At 43.2% G+C, this 21,138-nt stretch carries 12 protein-coding genes; 10 read left to right on the forward strand and 2 right to left on the reverse strand.

All coding sequences use genetic code 11. The annotated features are described in order from the left end of the window. Positions 1-6 precede the first annotated feature (6 nt). From P1X15_RS21405 to P1X15_RS21445, 9 genes are all read left to right on the forward strand, one after another. Complete coding sequence (locus P1X15_RS21405; protein WP_277340183.1) at positions 7-723, forward strand: hypothetical protein; 717 nt, start codon at positions 7-9, stop codon at positions 721-723. Between the two features lie 7 nt (positions 724-730). Then, complete coding sequence (locus P1X15_RS21410) at positions 731-1,342, forward strand: hypothetical protein (RefSeq protein WP_277340184.1); 612 nt, start codon at positions 731-733, stop codon at positions 1,340-1,342. Positions 1,343-1,527: 185 nt separating this feature from the next. Further along, on the forward strand, positions 1,528-4,128 hold the full coding sequence (locus P1X15_RS21415; RefSeq protein WP_277340185.1) for an SdrD B-like domain-containing protein: 2,601 nt from the start codon (positions 1,528-1,530) through the stop codon (positions 4,126-4,128). 11 nt (positions 4,129-4,139) lie between these two features. Then, complete coding sequence (locus P1X15_RS21420; RefSeq protein WP_277340186.1) at positions 4,140-7,793, forward strand: hypothetical protein; 3,654 nt, start codon at positions 4,140-4,142, stop codon at positions 7,791-7,793. A 45-nt stretch (positions 7,794-7,838) separates the two neighbouring features. Continuing rightward, positions 7,839-8,945, forward strand: coding sequence for a hypothetical protein (locus tag P1X15_RS21425; protein ID WP_277340187.1), 1,107 nt, complete (start codon positions 7,839-7,841; stop codon positions 8,943-8,945). A gap of 45 nt (positions 8,946-8,990) precedes the next feature. Then, complete coding sequence (locus tag P1X15_RS21430) at positions 8,991-10,754, forward strand: hypothetical protein (protein WP_277340188.1); 1,764 nt, start codon at positions 8,991-8,993, stop codon at positions 10,752-10,754. Between the two features lie 480 nt (positions 10,755-11,234). Continuing rightward, positions 11,235-11,657: a hypothetical protein gene (locus P1X15_RS21435; RefSeq protein ID WP_277340189.1), complete on the forward strand. Its 423-nt coding sequence runs from the start codon at positions 11,235-11,237 to the stop codon at positions 11,655-11,657. Positions 11,658-11,680: 23 nt separating this feature from the next. Then, on the forward strand, positions 11,681-17,026 hold the full coding sequence (locus P1X15_RS21440) for an RICIN domain-containing protein (RefSeq protein ID WP_277340190.1): 5,346 nt from the start codon (positions 11,681-11,683) through the stop codon (positions 17,024-17,026). 391 nt (positions 17,027-17,417) lie between these two features. Beyond that, positions 17,418-18,662, forward strand: coding sequence for a phage integrase central domain-containing protein (locus P1X15_RS21445; RefSeq protein WP_277340191.1), 1,245 nt, complete (start codon positions 17,418-17,420; stop codon positions 18,660-18,662). A 13-nt stretch (positions 18,663-18,675) separates the two neighbouring features. Here P1X15_RS21445 and P1X15_RS21450 read toward each other — a convergent pair whose 3' ends face one another. Then, positions 18,676-18,948 (reverse strand): AlpA family transcriptional regulator, encoded by a 273-nt coding sequence (locus P1X15_RS21450; protein ID WP_277340192.1) that lies wholly within the window; start codon positions 18,946-18,948, stop codon positions 18,676-18,678. Positions 18,949-19,263: 315 nt separating this feature from the next. Between P1X15_RS21450 and P1X15_RS21455 the strand changes: the two genes are divergently transcribed. Beyond that, positions 19,264-20,472: a tyrosine-type recombinase/integrase gene (locus P1X15_RS21455; protein ID WP_277340193.1), complete on the forward strand. Its 1,209-nt coding sequence runs from the start codon at positions 19,264-19,266 to the stop codon at positions 20,470-20,472. 474 nt (positions 20,473-20,946) lie between these two features. Here P1X15_RS21455 and P1X15_RS21460 read toward each other — a convergent pair whose 3' ends face one another. Beyond that, positions 20,947-21,081, reverse strand: a complete 135-nt coding sequence (locus P1X15_RS21460; protein ID WP_277340194.1) for a hypothetical protein — start codon at positions 21,079-21,081, stop codon at positions 20,947-20,949. Between the last annotated feature and the right edge of the window lie 57 nt (positions 21,082-21,138).

Raw genomic sequence — 21,138 nt, forward strand, 5'->3', positions numbered from 1 at the left:
GATAAGGTGGATCCTCCAGCAGAAAGAATGCCAAATTGGTCACCGTATAATTATGCTTACGATAACCCAGTAAGATTTATAGATGTTAATGGTGATTCTATTTCAATTGATAAATCATTGATAAATGACAAGACAGCATTAAAAGCATTTTACGCATTTGCGCGTACAAAACAAGGCATTTCATTTCTGTCTAAATTTGCAAGTAAAGATCAAATTATTGCTGGTCATAAATATTCAAAGGCCGGAAAAATGCATCAAGAAGGAGTTAATCTTACATATATCAGTGAAAATATAAAAAATCCGGAGACAAGTGGTACAACTGAAGGTAAAAAAACTACAAATAGAGTAGAAATAAAGGTTGCCATTGATAATGATCCTACTCGGACTGTGTTTTCTAAATTAGTTACAATTTTTCATGAATCATTCATCCATGCTGAAAATACTGCGTTAGACTTCAAAGATGATAAAAAATTAAACAATAGTAATTTAAGATTGACTCAGCAACAGAAAGATAATGTAATGGGGTTAACTAATCATTTTCAACATGTTAAGGTAAGAGATGATTACACAAAAAATGGAATAGGGGCTCAAAATTCTAATTTATGGCCTGAACAAGCACTAAGAGGGATAATAGAAGCTAATAAAAGTATTGGCGTAAATTATAGCGTCGAATTTGTGTTTAAACATATGTGGTCTTATGAAGGTGGATTGGATGTACGATGAAGACAAAATGAAAAAGCTAATTTTACTATCTCTTTTTGTGTCTTATTCTTGCTGTAGATCAGAAAAGCAAGATTTAATTGTCTTTGAATGTAAATTTCGAGATGGAAGTCTTGTTAAAAAAGAAAATTTTTATTTAACCTATGTAGTAGAAAATGATAGTATTTTTGAAATTACCAATTTCGAAAAATCCAAAGTAAAGCTGATCGTTAATTCTAAAGGAATAAGTCAAATAAAAGGAATACATAAACAACTGGTTTATTCATTTGTTGATTTCTTGCCAAGAAAGAATTTTATTTCACCTATTGATTCTACTATCTCAAAGTTAAACAGAGCTAAAACCTATAGCATTAATGGTGAGAAAATTGAAGTATATGAATTTAAGGAGACCTACTTCAATAGAAGCGATGGATACTTTAGCTATTTTTCTTCTAAAACAGGATTTTTAATTTATTATCTATATGAAACTGGTACTACATACGAACGTAAATTCAATGGAAGTCAAAATAATTTAAAAATACTTAATACTCTTAAAAGTGACAGTACATTTTATGTAGGTAACCTACTAAAAAACCCAGTTTTAGATTTTAATAAGGTGGTACTCCCATCAGATATAAAATAATAACCTAACTCAGATTTCATGAGAACAAGGTAAAAAAATAGAACCTACTTTTCTAAAAAATAATAAAAACTCATCAATCAAGTAAAGGCATTTTGGAATAATTGCCTAAGGGCTTGCTTTGTCTTTAGAGTAGCCAAAGAGTAACTATTACTGAAATATCAAATGTGAACCAATCATCGTTCATTATGAAGCGATTTTCTATTATATTTTGTTTATGGTCTAACTTGGCTGTATCCCAAATCAGCGGACGAGTTCAACTAAGCCAGCGAGAAGGGGGGCTTGCCCACTGTACCATACGCGCCTATGACAGCGCCGCAAAAATAGTGGCTAGTGCCACTACCCAAAACAACGGTTTTTATGAGTTGGCCATTCCAGCGGGTCAAACCGTGCGCTTGGAAGTAAGCCTACCCACGGCGACCTTGGGAAGCGGAGCCACCTGGTCGTTGGTCAGTCGCCAATCGCGCCACCGAATGGTCAAAAGTCCTGCTACCCACCAAAATTGGCAAGCCTACCAGCCCGAGTTTGGAGGGAGTGCGCTTCCGCAAGTAGCCACCCCCGTCTATGTACACGCCAGTGCCCAGGCTACCGGAGCAGCCTCCACCCCAGCCATTGTGTTGCGTACTTTGGGGACGGATCAAACCTCTGTTTTAGCCACTTTTGGGCAAGTGGGTGCCGTATGGGGCTTAGCCCACGATGTGAGCCGTCGACAAGTCTATGCAGCCGCTTTGGCTAAACGCCACGTTGGGTTTGGCCCAGGAGGCAGTGGAGCCATTTACCGCAGTAGCATTCAGTCGCCGCTGCACACCCAATTGCTGTATGATTTTGACCGTCAAGGCATTGCTACTCGTCCAAAAGGATTACAGCGAGAGGTCGCTACAGTATTGGGTAAATCGGCCAAAGATGCCGCCATGTACAATCTCATCGGTCAAATGAGCCTAGGAGGGCTTGATGTATCAGCGGATGGGCGCGTACTTTACGTCATGAACCTATACAATCGTAGCTTGTACGGTTTGTCATTGATAGGGTCTGATAGCACCGTCCGGATAGGACAGGTAGTCGCCTATCCGCTTCCAACTCTTTCTTCCAAGGCAGGCATTTGGCGTCCTTTTGCCGTTAAATACCACGCCAATCGCGTGTTTGTAGGGGCTGTATGCGATGCTTCGCTTTCCCAAAAGGCAGCCGATTTACAAGCGGTAGTATGGAGTTTTGACCCTAGTCAGCAGCAATACACCGAAGTACTTCGGGTACCCCTTGATTATCCTCGCGCTTCGGCACGTTGGCACCCTTGGAGCAATGATATCAACCTTGCCAAACAGTCCAGCTACCCTGGTAACTTATCGTATGCACAACCCATTTTATCAGATATTGAGTTTGATACTGATGGCTCCATGATTTTAGGGTTCATGGACCGGCTAGGGCACCAAACAGGCACCGACCAGCCCGACCCCCACGGTCAGGGGGTTTATACGGGCATCGCCGCCGGGGATGTGCTCAAAATAGCACCTCGCAAGCCCCTGCGCGAAGCCAGTGAAAGTCGTTGGCGCAAAAACTTACGTATAGAGCAAAACGCCCGCGCTGGTAGTGCCGTAAGTGCAGGCAGCGACAACGGTGAAGGTCCCGCCGGAGGAGAGTTTTATTTTGGGGATGCTTTTCGGTGGCAAGGCCAAACCATGCACGCCGAAACAGGAGCGGGAGGATTGGCCTTGTGGCACAATGGTATCCAAACCCAGCTATTTCATACCGCTCACGAGCCCACTGCCGAATTCAATAACGCAGGTTATATGATTTTTGACGCTCAGACGGGGGAACCCTTGGGAGGCGTATCGCTCTATCGCAATATGCAAACGGGCTATTTTGCCAAAGCCAATGGTGTAGGCGATATTGAGCTAATCACCCAATCCCCCCCTATCAGTATAGGTAGTCAAGTATGGTGGGATAGTAACCAAAATGGTCTTTTTGACCCGCAAGAGGGCGTGGCAGCACAGGTAGTTTTGGAGCTTTATGACCAAGCAGGGCAACTGCTGGGAAGCACCCAAACGGATGCCCAAGGACAATACTGGTTTGACCACCAAAACCTAAGTGCTGATCTCAAACCACATACGAGTTACGAAATCAAAATAGCTACTTCTCAAGGTATTTATCAGGGGCTTCAGTTGGCAATACCTACCGAAACCCTCAAGTCTACACCCAGCGAGATTCGGTATAGATTTCAAACGGCTTCCGTGGGAACGACGCTTGATCATCTCAACGTGGGACTCCAATGCAATCGTAGTTCGGTCACTACCCAGGTGATAACCCACCAAGGACAAACCAACGTGATAGTGTCTGGTTATCAGCCGACCGACCGTTTTGAGTGGCGTGCGAGCACTGCTGACTTCGGGTCAGAAGCTGCCCAAACCATTCCAAGTAGTGGCATGGTTTGGAGTGGGATAGCTCCAACCACCCATATGCCTGTTTTCCTAAAGATAATGAGTCAAACAGGTTGTAGTACTGAGCGCCCAGTGGTGTTAGAACAAAACCTAACCGTAAACGACGCAAACGCTGAACTACAGGTGTATCCCAATCCAGTAGGAACCCAGACAGAGGTACATCTGAAGAAAGTCACCGCTACCGAGGAAACAAGCCTGCAAGTAGTAGATTTGACGGGACGCTTGCTCTACAGCCAGCCGTGGGGACGGGCCGAAAACCACAGCCAACTTTCTACGCACCCATTAAAAGCAGGCGTTTATATCCTCAAGGTACAAACCCCCCAAGGCATATTTAGCAAAATCATTGTAAAAGAGTAAAAGCAGTCATTATGAAACTTACACACTTGATACTATCACTCGGTATGATAGTGCAGGGGGCTTTTGCCCAAGATCAGTACGCCCCTAAGGTCATTCCCCCTTCTCCCAATGCGGCTGCTTTAGGAAAATTTGGTGACATTCCCGTGAGCTATTACACGGGCTTGGTCAATAATTCCATCCCCCTTTATACCATTCAAGACCAAGATATTATGGTCCCTATTTCCCTCAGTTATCATCATGGGGGAATTCGGGTGGAAGAGGAAGCTTCCTGGGTGGGATTAGGGTTTAGCCTAAACGCGGGGGGAGCCATCACGCGAACTATCAGAGGAAGAGATGATTTTAGGGATACGACAGGCTATGCTTTCAATCCACCAGTGGATACTTATTTGCCTGACCCTACGGCCAATACCAATTTTATGCAGAAAGCCATCCCTTATACCAACCCTAGACTTGATACCGAGCCTGACCTGTTTTATTATAATATCGGCGGCAAGTCGGGAAAATTTATCTTAGAAAACAAAACCTCCGCTCCCTATTTTCCCCTTAAAGGTATTTTGCTAGATCAATCAGACGTAAAAATTACCTGCCTAAGTCGAACGGGAAGTAGTATTTTTCAATACCAATATGTGTGGGAAATCATTGACGAAAATGGCATAAAATACACTTTTAGCGAACAAGAAATCAATACAACGGCGGCTAGTTCGAGTAGTTATAGCGCTACTACTGCCGACAGTGACCCCATGCCGGTGCTTGAATACAACAACGAAAACGCCCACAATATTACAGCTTGGTACCTCACTTCCATTTATTCACCCCAAAGCAATACCACCGTTTTGTTTCATTACAACCGCGCTGGGAAGTTTTATTCGGTAAGTCGGCTCAGTACCAATCAAATCCAAAGTACCAGTGACACTGAAACATCCTCCAACCTTAGTGACCCCAATTGTACCACGGCCTATACATTGTCGAGCAGCGATTTAGCCAATAAAACCACCGTCTCCGCCAATTTTTCCCGAAACTCTTATTTAGAATCCATTACGTTTACCAATGGTAAAGTACATTTTGTAATGAACGACCGCGAAGACATCCAGCGTTATCGTTCAGATTCTGCGGGTTCAACCCTTCCTTATGCGGGTTTGGTGGCCCTTGCGGCCATTGACGACAATTCTCAAACCTTATTGAGCAATGACATTCTCAACCCCCAAAAACTGAGTTCCATTGAAGTGCGCGATACAACCAATAGTTTGGTAAAGAAATGGAACTTTTCTCAAAGTTATTTTAACCAATCGGTCATTAGTCACTTATCTCCTCCGCTTAATTTGGCGGGCAATTTGTTGAAATATAACAATTTACGTTTGAGGTTGGACTCACTTCAAGAAGTGGGAACCAACGGTACATCTACCCTTCCTGCTTATAAATTTGTGTATGAAGGAGACAGTACTGATGCCTATGGTAACGTGCTAAGTCCGGTTTTACTCCCGGCCAAAACTTCCCGCGCCAAGGATTATTGGGGATATTGGAATGGAAAGTTAGCCAACAATAGCAGCCCTAATATCATTCCTCAGCTCTATTACCCTAAAATGGCCGCTTCCAAAATAGGTTTCAACACCTATGCTTTTCACGTAGTAGGTTTTGGAAGCACCCTCAATGGCATCGACCGTTCGACGGATACGACTTTTAAAAAGAGGGGATCACTCAAAAAAATGAAATATCCTACGGGTGGAAGCACTGAATTTACGCATGAAACCAACGTGGCCATTGACAAGACCGAAGAAGTGGTGACTCATGTGTACGAAGCAACGTTGGCGCAGGCTGATACTAGTTTTTTAGTGACCAACAACGATACCTATGCCGAAATCACTTTTGAGTTGTCATGCGATGGCTGGCCTTATGTATGTCAAGACCCCCAAAATAGTGGCTCTGCGGGTGCCTCAGACTGGTACGCAAAGTTATCTAAAAGCGGAAGTGTAATCAATGAGAGATACTTTACGGATTGGTTGAGTAAGAGTTGTACTCCAAACGGCTCAGTCTCATTTTGCACTTATAAGCAGACCATCTTTTTGAAGCTTAGCCCAGGCATCTATGACTTAGCCGTGCAACGCACCAATCCACTTTTTCCCGCTCCTCGAATCAGCGTACGAACCTTGCACTTTACGGTAAGCAATGAGGAAAAGCCCATTGCGGGATTAAGGATAAAGAAAATTGTGCACCATGATGCCAGCAACGTGGCTCGCGTTCAGAACTTCCAATACACAAACGTAGATAACAGCAGCAGTGGTGTTCAAATGAAGGTTCCCATTTTGTTTAATTATGGTTACCCTGAGATATTAAATATCCAAGAGGCGGCTGGGCATGGAGTTGATTATCCTTGCAACCGTTTATGGTGGGGGATTAAAGTGGCAGCCAATAGTCTGGCTCCCCTAGGGACGTCGGCCAGTGGCTCCCACGTGGGTTACAGCCGAGTAATGGTATCTGACGGTAATGGACTGTCGGAATACCGCTATCATAATACTCCCGAATCTCCTTCACCCGCTCTTTTTCCAGATTTACCCTCCGAGTACAACGGCAAAAACGGAATGCTGTCTAAAGAAGTGTATTTTAGCAACTCAAATTTCAAAGTTCGGGAGGTATTATACGACTCCATTGTGGCAAAATCCAACGTAGCCCAGTTGTATAAAGGAATGAGGTATTATATTGGAGATCAGCTTTTACCAGATGGAGAGACTGATGTCAAGGTAGTAAAACATGTGTATAATCTTCCTTCTAACTTTTGGTATATCAAGCAAAAAACCGAACGCGTATATGATTTGACGGATGTATCTAATACCACTTATACAGAAGTGATTTCTACTACGTCTTACAACAGTACCCAGCATTTACAGGTTACCTCTACGAGTACGGTAGATAGCAAAAACCAAACGCAGGAACAAATTTTTAAGTATCCGCACGAAATGGTTTCAGGAGGCTCGTCGACTCCTTACCAAGACATGGTCAATGCCAACATCCTTGCACCCGTGATTGAAAAAACCGTTAAAGTAGGAGGTCAAACCCAATCTGTGGAGACAACCCATTATCAAAAATATCATTCATCATTTTTCAAGCCGTCGAGCGTGGAGGTATCGCAGAGAGGAGGCCCTTTAGTCACCAAAGTGACTTTTGACAATTATGATACCCAAGGTAATCTGTTGGCTTACACCCCCCAAAATGGCCTTAACACGACCCTTACCTATCATAGTAGCGCGGGTAAGAGAAACTTGGTGGCCACCAAAACAACGAGTGGTCAAACCATTACCTATGATTATTATTCCTTGATTGGAGTCAAAGAAGAAATCGACCCTAATTCCCTAAAAATTGAATATGAGTATGATTCCTTTAATCGACTTGCAAAAGTCAAAGACCATGAGGGGCGTTTACTCAAAGAGTTCTGTTACAATTATGTTGGCCAGTCAGTGCCCTGCTCGGTAGGTTCTTTTTCGGGCATGGTGGCCAGTGTATCTAAAGAACTTTTAGAAGATAGTAGTATTTGTATCACTACCATTACGCGGAGCGGTACGCTTGCTAGCGGTCAAGCGGAAAAAGATTTTGCTTGTGAGGAAGTGACAATCCAAGCAGGTTTTACGATTGCCGCCGGAGCCGAATACGAAGCGGAAATTAAATCAAATTAATCCATTACGCTCTATAAGAGGTAATTCTATTCAAATTAATTAGGTATGAAAAAGAATCTAATTTTACTTTTACTTTTAGGCTGCGGTTATTTATCGGCCATTGCCCAACGCTACCCCAGCGATTCCACGGTAGAAGTTCGGTTGTTGACCAGCGGAGGTGTTACTTTTGCGGGAGCCAATAGCGTCACCGCCGTCAAGGGAGCCCTCAGCAATCGCCAAAACAAAGCCGATTCACTCATCAAACGACGCAACGAAACGGCCAATAACAAGGTCACGGTCTTTACCAAAAAAGAAGATGAAGGCAAATCCCACGGCAATGTGACCTTGCCCGTTCCCCCCAATTACAAACTCAACTTCCTGACCTCAACGGGCGATGTTTCTTTGATTGATGTCAATGCCAACGTGATTGGAAGAGCCGAAAAAGGAAACCTCTCGGTCGTGCGTTCCTCAGGCAGAATGGAACTCAAAACCGACAATCACAACATCACCGTCACCGACTCGGATGCCAGCGGTTTTGTGATGACCAAAACGGGCACCGTCACCCTGCAAGACGTGGGTGGAGGTTTGGTAGGGATCAGCCAAGAAGGCAAGGTCATTTACAAAACCACCACCAATTACTTCAAAACCCGCCGCTATGCCCCTTTTGACTTGAGTTTTGAACAAGCCGAAGTAGAAGTAGCCAATGCCCCCGAGGGAGGTACTTTCACGGCTGTCAAAGGTAACATTGTCGTCAAAAATGCGGGAAAAAATGTGCACCTCAAAACCACCGAAGGAAGCCTCAACGTAGCTCCTGCCAGCATGGGCGTAAGGGCTCAAAATCGCCTAGGGGGCGTGGTGGTACAAATGGCCGTCAACTCCACCTCTCTGGAACCCGTGGTGATTGAAGCCCAAGAAGGCAATGTCGATTTGTATATACCGCTGAATTTTGCGGGGGATTTTGTGATTACCTTGGTTCAAAACAAAAACTTCAACATTCTCAATCGGGTCAATAGTTTTTTAGACCTTGGCTCCATAAAAGCCGAAGAAGTGGTCGATACCGAAAGCAAACGCCTCATGAGCCGCCACACGCAGATTTCAAGGGTGATTCGCAACGGCAAGCGTCCGGTCAGAATCAGGGTCGTCAATGGCAACGTCAATATCATTCGGATATAGATAAAGTATATACAGCATCGTTAGCTATTCCAAACTATTCAAATAATGAAAAAGATTATTTTTTACTTCCTTTTCCTACTTCCTTTTTTGGGGTATTCCCAAACCTACTGGACGGGAGCCGTAGACACAGATTGGAACACGGCGGGCAATTGGAGTGCGGGCGTTCCCAACTCTTCTACGGCGGCCGTGGTAGCTAGTTGTAGTACCTGTCCTATCCTTACCTCCAATGTGGTCACGGGAGGTTTGACGGTGGAAGGTGGAGGCAATCTCAATATTGGGACTTATACCGTGACCGTTTACGGGCTGTACTGGATGAACTGGGGCAATCTGACTTCCAACGGGGGAGTGATTGATGCCAATCGCACGGGAAATGTGCAAAACAGTCAGTTTTATGGCAACCTCACCTTGCGTATCAATTCGGCGGGTACCAACAATTACCTCGGCGGTATGGGGGGCAACAATACCTACCACAACGATTTTACGCTAGAAGCCCACACCGGCGACTGGACTACTTTTGAGATAGGTCGGGGGTTTGTTGATACCTACAAGGGCAAAACAATCATCAGCAATGTAGGCAAAGGCTGGTTGGTAGTGGTCGATGCCAATAATTCCTACAATTCACCCACGGTTTTTGAGGATGATGTGGAGTTTCGCAACGTCCACGCCGACGAGGGGCACCTGCAAATCTGTCTCAATGGAGGCAAAATCCAGTGCCTTAAGAAGGCTCGTTTTTTTGACAACACCAACAGTTTCAATTCTTACATTTGGCTGGGCAATGCTCAATTTGATGACGAAACCGAAGTGGACACCCGCAAAGCACACATTTCGCTGGGAGGCTGTTTGTACAAAGAAGATTTTATTCTTAAAAACCGAGAGGGTGCTTTGGTAGAATTATCTTGGAGTAATTTTGAAGAAGCAGCCGATTTTGTCATTCCCCCGTCGGTTCCTTTTTTATACGGGGATTTGCGGATGAGTTATTCGTCTTTCTATGGCAGTGCCAGCTCCACTCCGCTCAATATTCAGCTAGGTTCAACTTCGAGCCCTACTTCTTATCGACCCAACACCTTGGTAAAACTCTTCTATATGTGGTCCATCAATCGAGAGCTTAACCTGCAAGCTGATTACATTCAATACCAAAATTCGACCTTTCATAAAAACACCACTCTGAAACGAATTGGGGTTACAGGTACCACGCCGAGTGGTTATATTGGTGGAGGGGTATGTCCGGGTTACTCTCGTTTTGAGGGAACAATCAAATTCGACAACGAATTTGGAGACCATTGGGTATTAGGGGCTTACGGAACGGATGTTTTCAAATCAGATGCGGAGTTTATTGAAGGCAACAATTCCTGGGGAGCACTGAGGGCTTCTTACTCCTCCTCAACGACCTACGAAGGCAACATCAGGATGTCGACGCATCCTGCTAGCTACAATGGAATTGTATGGGGAGAAAATGGTGGCACATCAACGTTGGTATCGGGCAAAACAGTCTCAATCGACCAATTTGGTTATGGCTTGTTGACTTTAGCGCGTTTTACGCAGCTGGGGGCTACAACTCCGCAAACAATCAATATGGGTACGGGGGCAGTACAGTTTTATGAATCTAATTTTGGAAGTCCGTTGCAAGTGACCACGAGTCGGATTGGAATCGGAAAATCTACTTTTTTTAATGCTAGTTTTACCAAAACAGGGAGTGGTGCGGATGGATGCGAAGGGCAGAATATTTTCAAAAAGAAAGTCCATATCAAAAATCAATCGACGGGCAGTATTGTTTTTTACAGTCAGAATAGCAAAGTAGATGCGCCTTAAAAAAAATAAACTTGAGTAGTTTTTGAATAGCCAAAAGCAGCACGCTTTTGGCTATTTTTTTTTGATTTCTTAGTAAAATACTGGATTTCCAGTATTGACAAGAGTTGTTGTGTTTTTTTACCTTTGTAATAATCATTATACACACTTTTCTTCAAACCTACACTACCGTTACAAAGGACAGTATATCAGCGCGTAAACAATCAGGCCAGTATTAGAATTGCAGGCCAACTTAGAACCATACGATTAATTGACCAAGTCCAATATAAAGTAGAAAAATTAGATAAATACGGTAGCGTAATTGGAGTGGCTATTGATTGGACCTCTTTACCACTGAGACCAATTGTGAATAGTGGGGGGCTTTTCAATACTAATCCTACACTATCTACCGGTTGGTATTATGTTCAAGTTCGTACGCGCAGCTATATACAATGAGTATGAATATTCTGCTTAAATGATTATTCAACCCAAAATAACAAAAAAATGAAAAAATTACTGAAAACTCTTCTCTATGCCGTTGCTGTGCTGTGTTTGACAGAAGGTTGTTTCTCTGCCCCTTTTCAAAGCCGAACAACCACCATATTCGGTACAGTGACTGATAATGATACCAAATTGCCTGTAAGTAATCTTGAAATTGTAATCTACGGACAGAAAGGGGTATTGGGGTCTGTAAGTAGCGACTTGAAAAAAGTATCCACTGATTCCAATGGTAAATATAATGTGGATGTTGATGCCCCAAAAGAATTTCACTCACTTGGGGTAGGAAATAATTTCGACAGTGATAAAAGCCTAGTGGTTCAATATCGAGATTATCTAATATTTCTAAACGGACAGCAAACCCAAAACTGCTGTAGGGTAGAAATCGGTTCAAAAACTCAGTATGATTTCATCATGATTCCTAAATAAATTCACCCTAAAATGCTGCAACAATGAAAAAAATCGTGTCAACGAACTATTATAAAAATTCATTGCAAAATTTTAGTTTCCTTCTCCTTTTTGGGCTGTCTTTATTTTCTTCGCTTGAAGTTACGGCTCAAAAAGACAAAGATACCTACCAAAAACAAGTAGATGAGTATCTCAATAACTTCGATTTATCGGGTATTAAAAACAACCTGCTGCTCAATAAAAGTGCTTTTACGACCGACGAATTGGAGTACTTTCGGAAGCCTGTTCGCAACCGTAAAGGACAGATTGTAGCCAACATCAACGCCCGGGAATGGCAAAGCCTCTACGAACGACTCTCCATGGCCGATTTACGAAAGGGAAATGACAAAATTCCAGATGTCGGCACCTTAATAGAACAGGATGCTGATAAACGAAGTAATAACAACGTAATACCGATTGGTATTCTCAATTTAGATGCGACATTTTTGGACGAAAAGCAAGCCGAAGAAAACAGTAAAGAAAAACAACAGGGCAAAAAAGCCAAATCAGAGCAATACGAAAAGGTGTTTTTTCTGGCTGCCGCCGTGCTGCAAAAAGACATCTATCAAGCCGATGTTAGCTTTAAGATTGACCCAAATCTTCACATCAGCAACAACAAAAACGAGATAAAACGGCTTGAAATAGATTTTCAGGATGGCAAAGGCTACCAATCGTTTGAAATGAAGGCCAAAGCTATTCCCTATCGTTTTACGAGTACAGGCGAGCGTATCATCACCCTGCGCATTTATACCCAGCGGGGTACCTACGTTTTTCATTCGCGCATAGATGTCAAGCAGTTGGAACGGCCAAAAATTTATCGTGAGTTCACTGTCACGGCGGAGACCGTTCGTCAGGATACGATTTCGGTGAACAGTCGACTCAAAAATGGTCGTCAGGCTGTCTCTGTACCTGGGGCCAACACGCGCATTATTTTGGGTTGTGACCAAGTCTTCAACAAGCCCATCATCATTGCTGAAGGATTTGATTTTGTAAATGAAAACTCTTTAAATGGACTCCAGGCACAATCTATTGCTACTTTTCAGCCTTATATGAACCAAGGCTATGATTTGGTATTGGTGGATTATCACAATGCACGGGATTTTATTGAAAACAACGCCGAAGTCCTAAAAAATGTGATTCTTCAGGTAAACAACGAAAAAGTCGGCAATGAGCAGTTGATTGTTGTTGGCCAAAGTATGAGTGGATTGGTGGGACGTTGGGCCTTGCGAAAAATGGAGAACGACGGTATCGCGCACAATGTGAAACTTTTTATCCCTTTCGACACTCCCCACCAAGGAGCCAATGTACCCGTAAGCATCACTCAAATGTACTGGGCGGCCAATCCCTCTTTTTTGACCAACGTGTTTTTACGTATATTTTCTACTTTTGGCAATTATTATTCTGCTATCCAAACCCCCGCCGCTACCCAAATGCTATTACATTGGGGCAGGCCCAATTTATACGGAACAGGGAACAGACATCCTGAATTTGATAGTTTTCGCACTCGATTACAAGCCATGGGCAACGGTGGATATCCGCAAAATTGCCGAAACATAGCCATGATTAATGGAAGTCTGGATGCCTCTGACCGTGAATTGTTTACCCGCTATGGTTATGGCAGTAATTTGATTTCTTCAAGGCTATTTGTGCCGGGGCCGCTCCCACAGTTGGCTTATATCGAAGCTTATACCAACCAAATCAATAACAACAGCCGAATCCTCAACTTTTGGGCCAATGGCGTGTTTCTTTGGGGAGGGGCACTTGTAAATTACGGGAGTGCCTTTAATAACGATTTTCTTCCAGGAGGGCGTTCTTCATTTGCCATTCCGAGGCGCGTACCTACATTTTACAGTGGTACATTTTTCGATTTTTGTTTTATCCCCACCTTTAGTTCAATAGATTATCAAGGCTCACGTAATACTCAAAATGAACGTGAGTTTTTGAACGTCAATAACGCTCGAAATGCGGGACAGACTCCTTTTGCAGCAGTTTATGGGTTTAATAATAATTCAGAACACATTACTAGGTTTCTACCATGGCAAGCTCTTGGTATTGCTGAAAATCTACTCAATAATCCCGGTTGTCCTGAGGTACAGCCTCCTCCTGCGCCCTATTTCAGCCAAGGCTCAGTGCCTTGCCTGGCCGATCCCACTACCGATCCTGCCTCGGTCATTGTCAACCTCAATATGCTTTCGCCTACGCAAGGGCAATATACCCACTCATGGTCGGTACAACCCACCGGGCAAACCTTTACGGGTTCGGGCGATAATTTCAATTTTTCGGTCAGCGAGCCAGGCCAGTACACCGTCACTTGTACCCGGAGTTTTCCCAATCGCCCTGATTTAAATAGTACTACCAGCATTGTAGTAACGGTAAATTATTGCAACACTGGAACGGGAGGCAATGGACCGAATGGTACTTGTGGTTATTTAGAAGGAGATTTTGCTTATGTATTAGACAATGGACAGAGTTTATATGCCCGTTATCACAATGGGACATTATATGCAGTTGCTGTTGTGGGTGATACCTATCAATTCGTCTCTCGCAGTACGCTTGTGGCTAATGGGATGTTTGAAAACTTTGCAGGATGCTTTGCTGAAACTGATCCAAGGGAGAATGGGAATAATTTACCTTTCCAGAATGGGTGTTATACGCTTAAAAGTAAATTGTCTAATAAAATGATGCAAATGGATAATGACGGGAATGGTGCGCGTATTCGTCAGTATCCAGACAATGGACAAAACAATCAAATATTTAAGCTTGAAAGTGTCGATGGCGATGCTTATAAGGTAATGGCAGCAACCTCTAATAGAACGCTAGAATCTCCTAATGGCGGTACAAGCTATGGCACAGAATTACAGCTTTGGGATTATAACGGGGCTAATTACCAAAAATGGCAATTTGTCAATATGAATGATGGTAGCTATCGTCTTAACCCTAAACATACCAACCAACTCGTAGTGGATGTGTCTCAAAATAATACCGATAATGGGAATCTTCTTCATTTGTGGGGCATCCATAATGGTGATAATCAGCGATTTATTTTTCAACCAGTTGGATGTCCTAGTAGTGGTTGTACGCCACCAGGTGCACCGAGTTTATCGGCCAATCCAAATACGATTAATTCAGGTCAAAGTACTACCTTATCGGCCTCTAATTGTAGTGGTACGGTCAACTGGAGTACGGGAGCGACAGGGACAAGCATCAGTGTAAGTCCTACTCAAACAACGATCTATACCGCCACTTGTTCGGCTAATGGTTGTACCAGTTCTAATGGCAGTGTAACTGTCACAGTCAATGGAGGAGGAAGCGGAGGTAGTGGTTGTGCGCTCAACAAAGTTCGCTTGGTGTTCCGTAATGACTGCTGCCTTCACCGTCTGAACGGAGCTAAAATTCAAGGTTCAAATGATGGCTCCAACTGGAATGATCTTTATACCATTAACGTCAATGCAGATGGGGGCTGGCAGGAATTTACTTTTGGTAATACAACATCCTATTCATCTGTACGCTTTCAAGCGGGACCCGAAGGCTATGGAGAGTTACGAGAATTGGAATTTTATAATAACAACACCAAACTCAGTGGAACTGCCTTTGCCACAGGTGGCTCGTGGGACGAATCACTTTATGGGTATCAATATGCTTTCGACGGTAATACAAGTGGAAATATGTGGCATGCAGCAAATTCTGGAAGTGCCGCTACCATAGGTTTGAACAATATTTCAGGCTGTGGAGGAGGTTGTACGCCACCAGGTGCACCGAGTTTGTCGGCCAATCCAAGTACGATTAATTCAGGTCAAAGTACCACCCTATCGGCCTCTAATTGCAGTGGTACCGTCAACTGGAGTACTGGTGCAACAGGAGTAAGCATCAGTGTAAGTCCTACTCAAACAACAACTTACACCGCTACTTGCTCAGCCAATGGTTGTACTAGTTCTAATGGTAGTGTGACAGTCAATGTTAATGGAGGAGGTGGAGGCTGCGGTAGTGGCACAGGTCTAACGGCAAACTATTTCAGTGGGCATGAGCTACAAGGTAGCCCTATTGCTACGCTAACTCAAAGCACTATTGATATGAGTGGTGATGAAAGCCAAAACTTACCTATTCTTAATATTCAGGCAGCCAACATCTCCGCACGTTGGGAAGGGCAAGTAGAAGCCCCAGTGAGTGGTAGTTATACTTTCAATATCCGGACTGATGATGGTGTAAGAATGTGGTTCAACAACAATCAGGTAGTAGATGATTGGGGATATTACGGTGCCACCGATCATAATTTTACGGTGACCTTGAATGCGGGTCAAAAGTATGATATCAAAATAGAGTGGAAACAAGGTGGCGGTGGTTATGAGGCTAAGTTCTTCTGGACTTATCCAGGTCAAAGCACCCAGATTGTTCCTGCTTGTCGCCTGTATCCTTCCTCAGGAGGTTGTACGCCCCCAGGCGCACCGAGTTTATCAGCCAATCCGAGCACAATCAATTCAGGTCAAAGTACTACCCTATCAGCCTCTAATTGCAGTGGTACCGTTAACTGGAGCACAGGAGCTAGTGGGACGAGTATCAGTGTATCGCCTAGCCAAACAACGACCTACACCGCCACTTGCTCAGTCAATGGTTGTACTAGTTCTAATGGTAGTGTAACTGTCACAGTCAATGGTAGTAGTGGTAGTGGATGTATTGTTAATAAAGTGATTATATTATTCCGTAATGACTGCTGCTTACATCGTCTGAATGGAGCCAAGATTCAAGGCTCCAATGATGGCTCCAATTGGACAGATCTTTATACGATTACCGTCAATGGTACAGGAGGATGGCAAGAATTTACTTTTGGAAATACTAACTCCTATCAACGAGTACGTTTTCAATCAGGTAGTGAAGGCTATGGAGAGTTAAGAGAGTTAGAATTCTATAATGGTTCAACCAAGCTTAGTGGCACTGCTTTTGGTAGTGATTTTAGTGGCAACGCTTTAGACGGAGATGTAAATTCTTTGTGGCATGGAACAACAAATGGTACCCACAATCATGCAGGATTAATCCTAAATAGCTGCGGAGGTGGTAGAATGGGAGTGGTTGGAGAAAAGGAGGCTCTTTTGGTAAATGTTGAAGAGTCAATACAACTACACCCCAATCCAAGCACTGGGCAAGTAACAGTAAGATATTACCTAGCAAAAGGGCATCAAGCAAGTTTAGATTTTGTGAATGTAGCAGGTATGGTAGTAGCAGCCAAAAATTTCATAGGCGAAGGTGGCTGGCAGGAAGATAAAACAGATCTTTCTAAAGTACCAAGCGGAACTTATACTTTACGTTGGCAGTCTGAAGGCAAGCAAGTGACCAAAAAACTACTGATAGTAAAGTAAAGTGGATACCATGAATAAAATGAGGCTTGGCTTTAAAGCTCAGCCTCATTTTATTTGAAATCTACAAGAATATGAGTGATTCCCTTGATGTTTGGAATTTTTTAAATTAAATCAACCTTATTGCATGATATGCATACTGTTAAATGAAGTCATTTATATGTTCAACTGATTACTACGAGGGTAAAAATGGGGGTAAAACAACTATTTTAAAATTTGCCACTTATAGATATCAATTGTTTAAAAAGAATTTTCGAATCCTAGCACCCCAGCCATTGACTTGTCTAATGACACCTTAAATCGTCTAAAAATCCCTTGAAATACAACACTTTTTGCAATAAGATTGTCTAATCACAACGATTAGCATCTAAAGAAATCTAACAAAACGGGGGGTATGAATGGGGGTATTTTTCGATACCCTTTTCAAAATACCCCCACTGGGGGACAAATGGCTCTTTCTGATTTGGACTGCCGTCATGCCAAACCAAAAGAGAAAGCGTATCGATTAGCCGATTCTGGGGGATTGTATTTAGATGTCCTAGCAACCGGTCTTCGGGTCTGGCGACTCAAATACCGTTTTTTGGGCAAAGAAAAGCTGCTGACTATCGGGCCTTATCTCACGGTTTCGTTGGTCAGTGCCCGCGAAAAACGAGACATTGCCAAAGAAGCACTGTTTCAGGGCATTGATCCCGCCCAGCAAAAACGAGATCAAAAAGCCTTGGCTCGCTTCCAAGGCACCCAAACGGTCGAAGTGGTGGCTCTGGAATGGCATGCCACTCACCAAGAAAACTGGGCACCCAGTTATGCTACCCACATTTTAAGTCGGCTCAAACAAAACGTCTTTCCTTTCATCGGTCAGCAACCCATTGCCACTTTGAGTGTCCAACACCTACTGGCTTGTATCCAGAAAGTGGAAGACCGTAAAAAATACGATTTAGCCCACCGCGTCTTACAGATGATGGGGCAAATTATTCGTTATGCCGTCATCACGGGTCGGGCCGAGCGCGACATTACCGTTGATTTGAAAGGAGCCCTCAAAAAGTACAAAAAAGGGCATTTTGCGGCCATTGACGCCGAACAATTACCCGCTTTATTGAAGGCTATAGAGAAGAACGATGCTCGTTTGTTTAAACAAACCATTATCGCCCTCAAAATGATGTTATTGACCTTTGTGCGTACGAGTGAGTTAATCAATGCCACTTGGGATGAGTTTGACATAGGGAAGAAAATATGGGTGATTCCCGCCGAACGCATGAAAATGCGGATTACGCATCTGGTCCCACTTTCGGAGCAGGTGATAGCTTTATTGGAAGAACTCAAGGAATTGTATGGGGATGAAGGGTACATTTTACCCAGTGCTTTTCGTAAGAACCAACCCATGAGCAACAATACTATTTTGAAGGCATTGTCCCGTTTAGGTTATCATAAAACGATGACTGGACATGGTTTCCGAGCATTGGCGATGAGCACGATCAAAGAAAAGTTACAGTATCGCCACGAAGTGGTGGACCGACAACTGTCGCATCAGCCCAAGAGTAAAATTGACAAAGCCTACGACCGTGCTCAATTTTTGTCGGAACGCACAAAAATGATGCAAGAATGGGCCGACTACATCGACACCCTCAAAAAGACCGCATAAACAATTGAGGTATCTAGTCGGAGGACGAAGGCTTGAATTGCTGCAAACATTGTTGAATCTCACTCACTTTCCAAGCAGTGATACGAGGTGCTAATTTATAAGGTTTGGGAAACCGTCCCGATTTACAACCGTTCCACCAAGTAGCTTTGCTGACGGGAATGAGTTGGAGCACTTGGGGTAAACGCAAAAAGCCCTGTACTTCTAATGACATCTTGCCTCCTTGAAAATGTGAATGGCTTCCCTTTCTATAACTCATTCGCTGACGATTCTTTTGTTTTAGTGCCATGATTCATCAAGGTTCGGGAGCTACAAAGTTGATTTTAAGCTGAAAACCGCGTTTTTACGCGGTTTTTTGCGTTTATACCCTACCTTTCAAGACGTTGTCTCTAGGTACATATTTAGGTACATCGTTTTTTTTGATAGGTACATCATTTTAGAGCTTCTTTTGCGGTGGCTATTACTATCATTTAGTTAATTTCTAATGATAAAAATCATCGCTTTTTTAGGTGTCCTTCTGCCTCAACTTGCGTCCTTGATTTGAGGCGCGTCTGCCCTCGCATTGTTTCACCTCAAATCAAAAGTAAATCATGAAAAAAGAATCATGTTTGATGTTCATTTCAAATTACGCTACACTCGTAAAAACAAACAGCCAGATTACAACCTGCCCGCTTCGGTTCAATTTGTAGTCAACATTGACGGTATTTATTCTTCTCCTCGCTCAACGGGTATATCGGTAATGGGCAACAAATGGAGTGGAGTCCAACAAAAAATAATAGGTTCGTCCGAAGAAGTACAATCCCAAAACAGGCGTTTGAGTAGCATCAAAGCAGGGTTGGATAAGTTACACCAAGAACTGTGTCTGGTCAAAGATTTTGTAACGCCTCAGTATTTAGTGGATGTTTATGTGGGCAAGAAAGAAAAGCGTATTACGGTCACAAAGTCCTTTGAATACCTTTTGGAAGAATTAAAGAATCCCACCGACCCTACAGCCCCCAGACTCAAGCAAAAGACTTTGGATAAGTATGATAAATGCTATGAATATCTAGTGGAGTTTTTGAGAAAGGAGAAATGGGAAGCGGTAGAGGTTGTACAGTTTACGCACCCAATGGCCGAAAAATACCGCCGCTTCTTATACAGCAAAGGGTTTGGTCAAGACCACGTAAGCCGCTATGTGAGTTATTTGAAGAAGTCATTTGCGTTATCCAAACAAGTGGGCGATAGTGACTCGAATCCTATTTTTGATGTCCCCTGTCCTCGCACAAAGCCCAAGAAAGCGAATCCCTTGACTTTTGAGCAGTTAGAACGGCTTGTAAGCTACCGTTCACAAGATATTTTTTTGCAGCAAACGGCGGATGTAATGGTGTTTTTGGCTTTTACAGGCTTAGATTATTGCGATTACGTAGATTTTGACAGCAGTAAGGATATTGTTGAATTGAAGGGGGTAAAACTCATCACGATGAAACGGACGAAGCTGTTTCGAGGAGGTTCTATTCCTGACGATACCTACATTCCTTTGTTAGTCCCTGCCAAAGCGATTTTGGACAAGTATAACGGCTTTCTTCCTTATCTGAAGTACGCGACGCTTCTAAAGAACCTAAAGCACATACTAGGGACGATAGGAGTAAATACGGAAATGTCGGTGAAGAATCTTCGTAAGACGTTTGGTTCGTATTTGCTCAACAAAGGTCTACGAATGGAGGTAATTCGGGACTCAATGGGACACTCGACAATCAAACAGACGGAGGAAAGTTACACGATTGTGTTTGTGGATACGTTAATCCATGCTTTTAAGCAAGCGGGTTTGATTTAAGGTCGAAATGTGCATTTTGCTATCAAATTAAAGCGGTCTTTTTGCGGCTCCTGTTGTGATGCATTCAATGGCCACTTTAATTTGATAGCAAAATCGTTGCCCAGGAATGCAAGCTTTACAAATCGACCTTAAAATTTGCTATCAAATTAACTATATATATGGTTATCGCTAACGGTTCTGGCGCAGTGGCGGATTTCGGAGCACAAAACTGTCAATACACCATCCCTATGGTTATCGGGATGGATGTGAGGTAGAATGTTCAATTAACCACTGCACCCGCCATTGAGCCAAACGCCTGTTATCAGCTGCCCTTCTGTCCGTTCGAAGTGATTCCTAGTCAATATTGCACTGAATTTGTGCACGGTCTGGGTGCGGTGGCTTGCAGACTCTTTTTATTTTTTTAGTGTTGCCTTGTGTGTCAGCAAAAAAATAAATGTGCTTGCAAATTCATGATTATAAAAGCTAATGGACTGGTTAAACATGTAGTGTTCTGTGGTTTTGGTCATAATAATCTCCTACACAATAAACAGTTCCTTCAAGTTCGTCCGCAATCATTGAAGTGCTGAAAATAATTTGATGTTCCTGATTGTCTTTATATCTCTCGGACATTGCAGTAATAAGTTTTTGCAAATTTTGAGTTCTCTCTTTTTCAATGTATTTATGCGG

Origin of the sequence: Runella sp. MFBS21 (assembly GCF_029433105.1) — a bacterium.
Taxonomy (GTDB): Bacteria; Bacteroidota; Bacteroidia; order Cytophagales; family Spirosomataceae; genus Runella.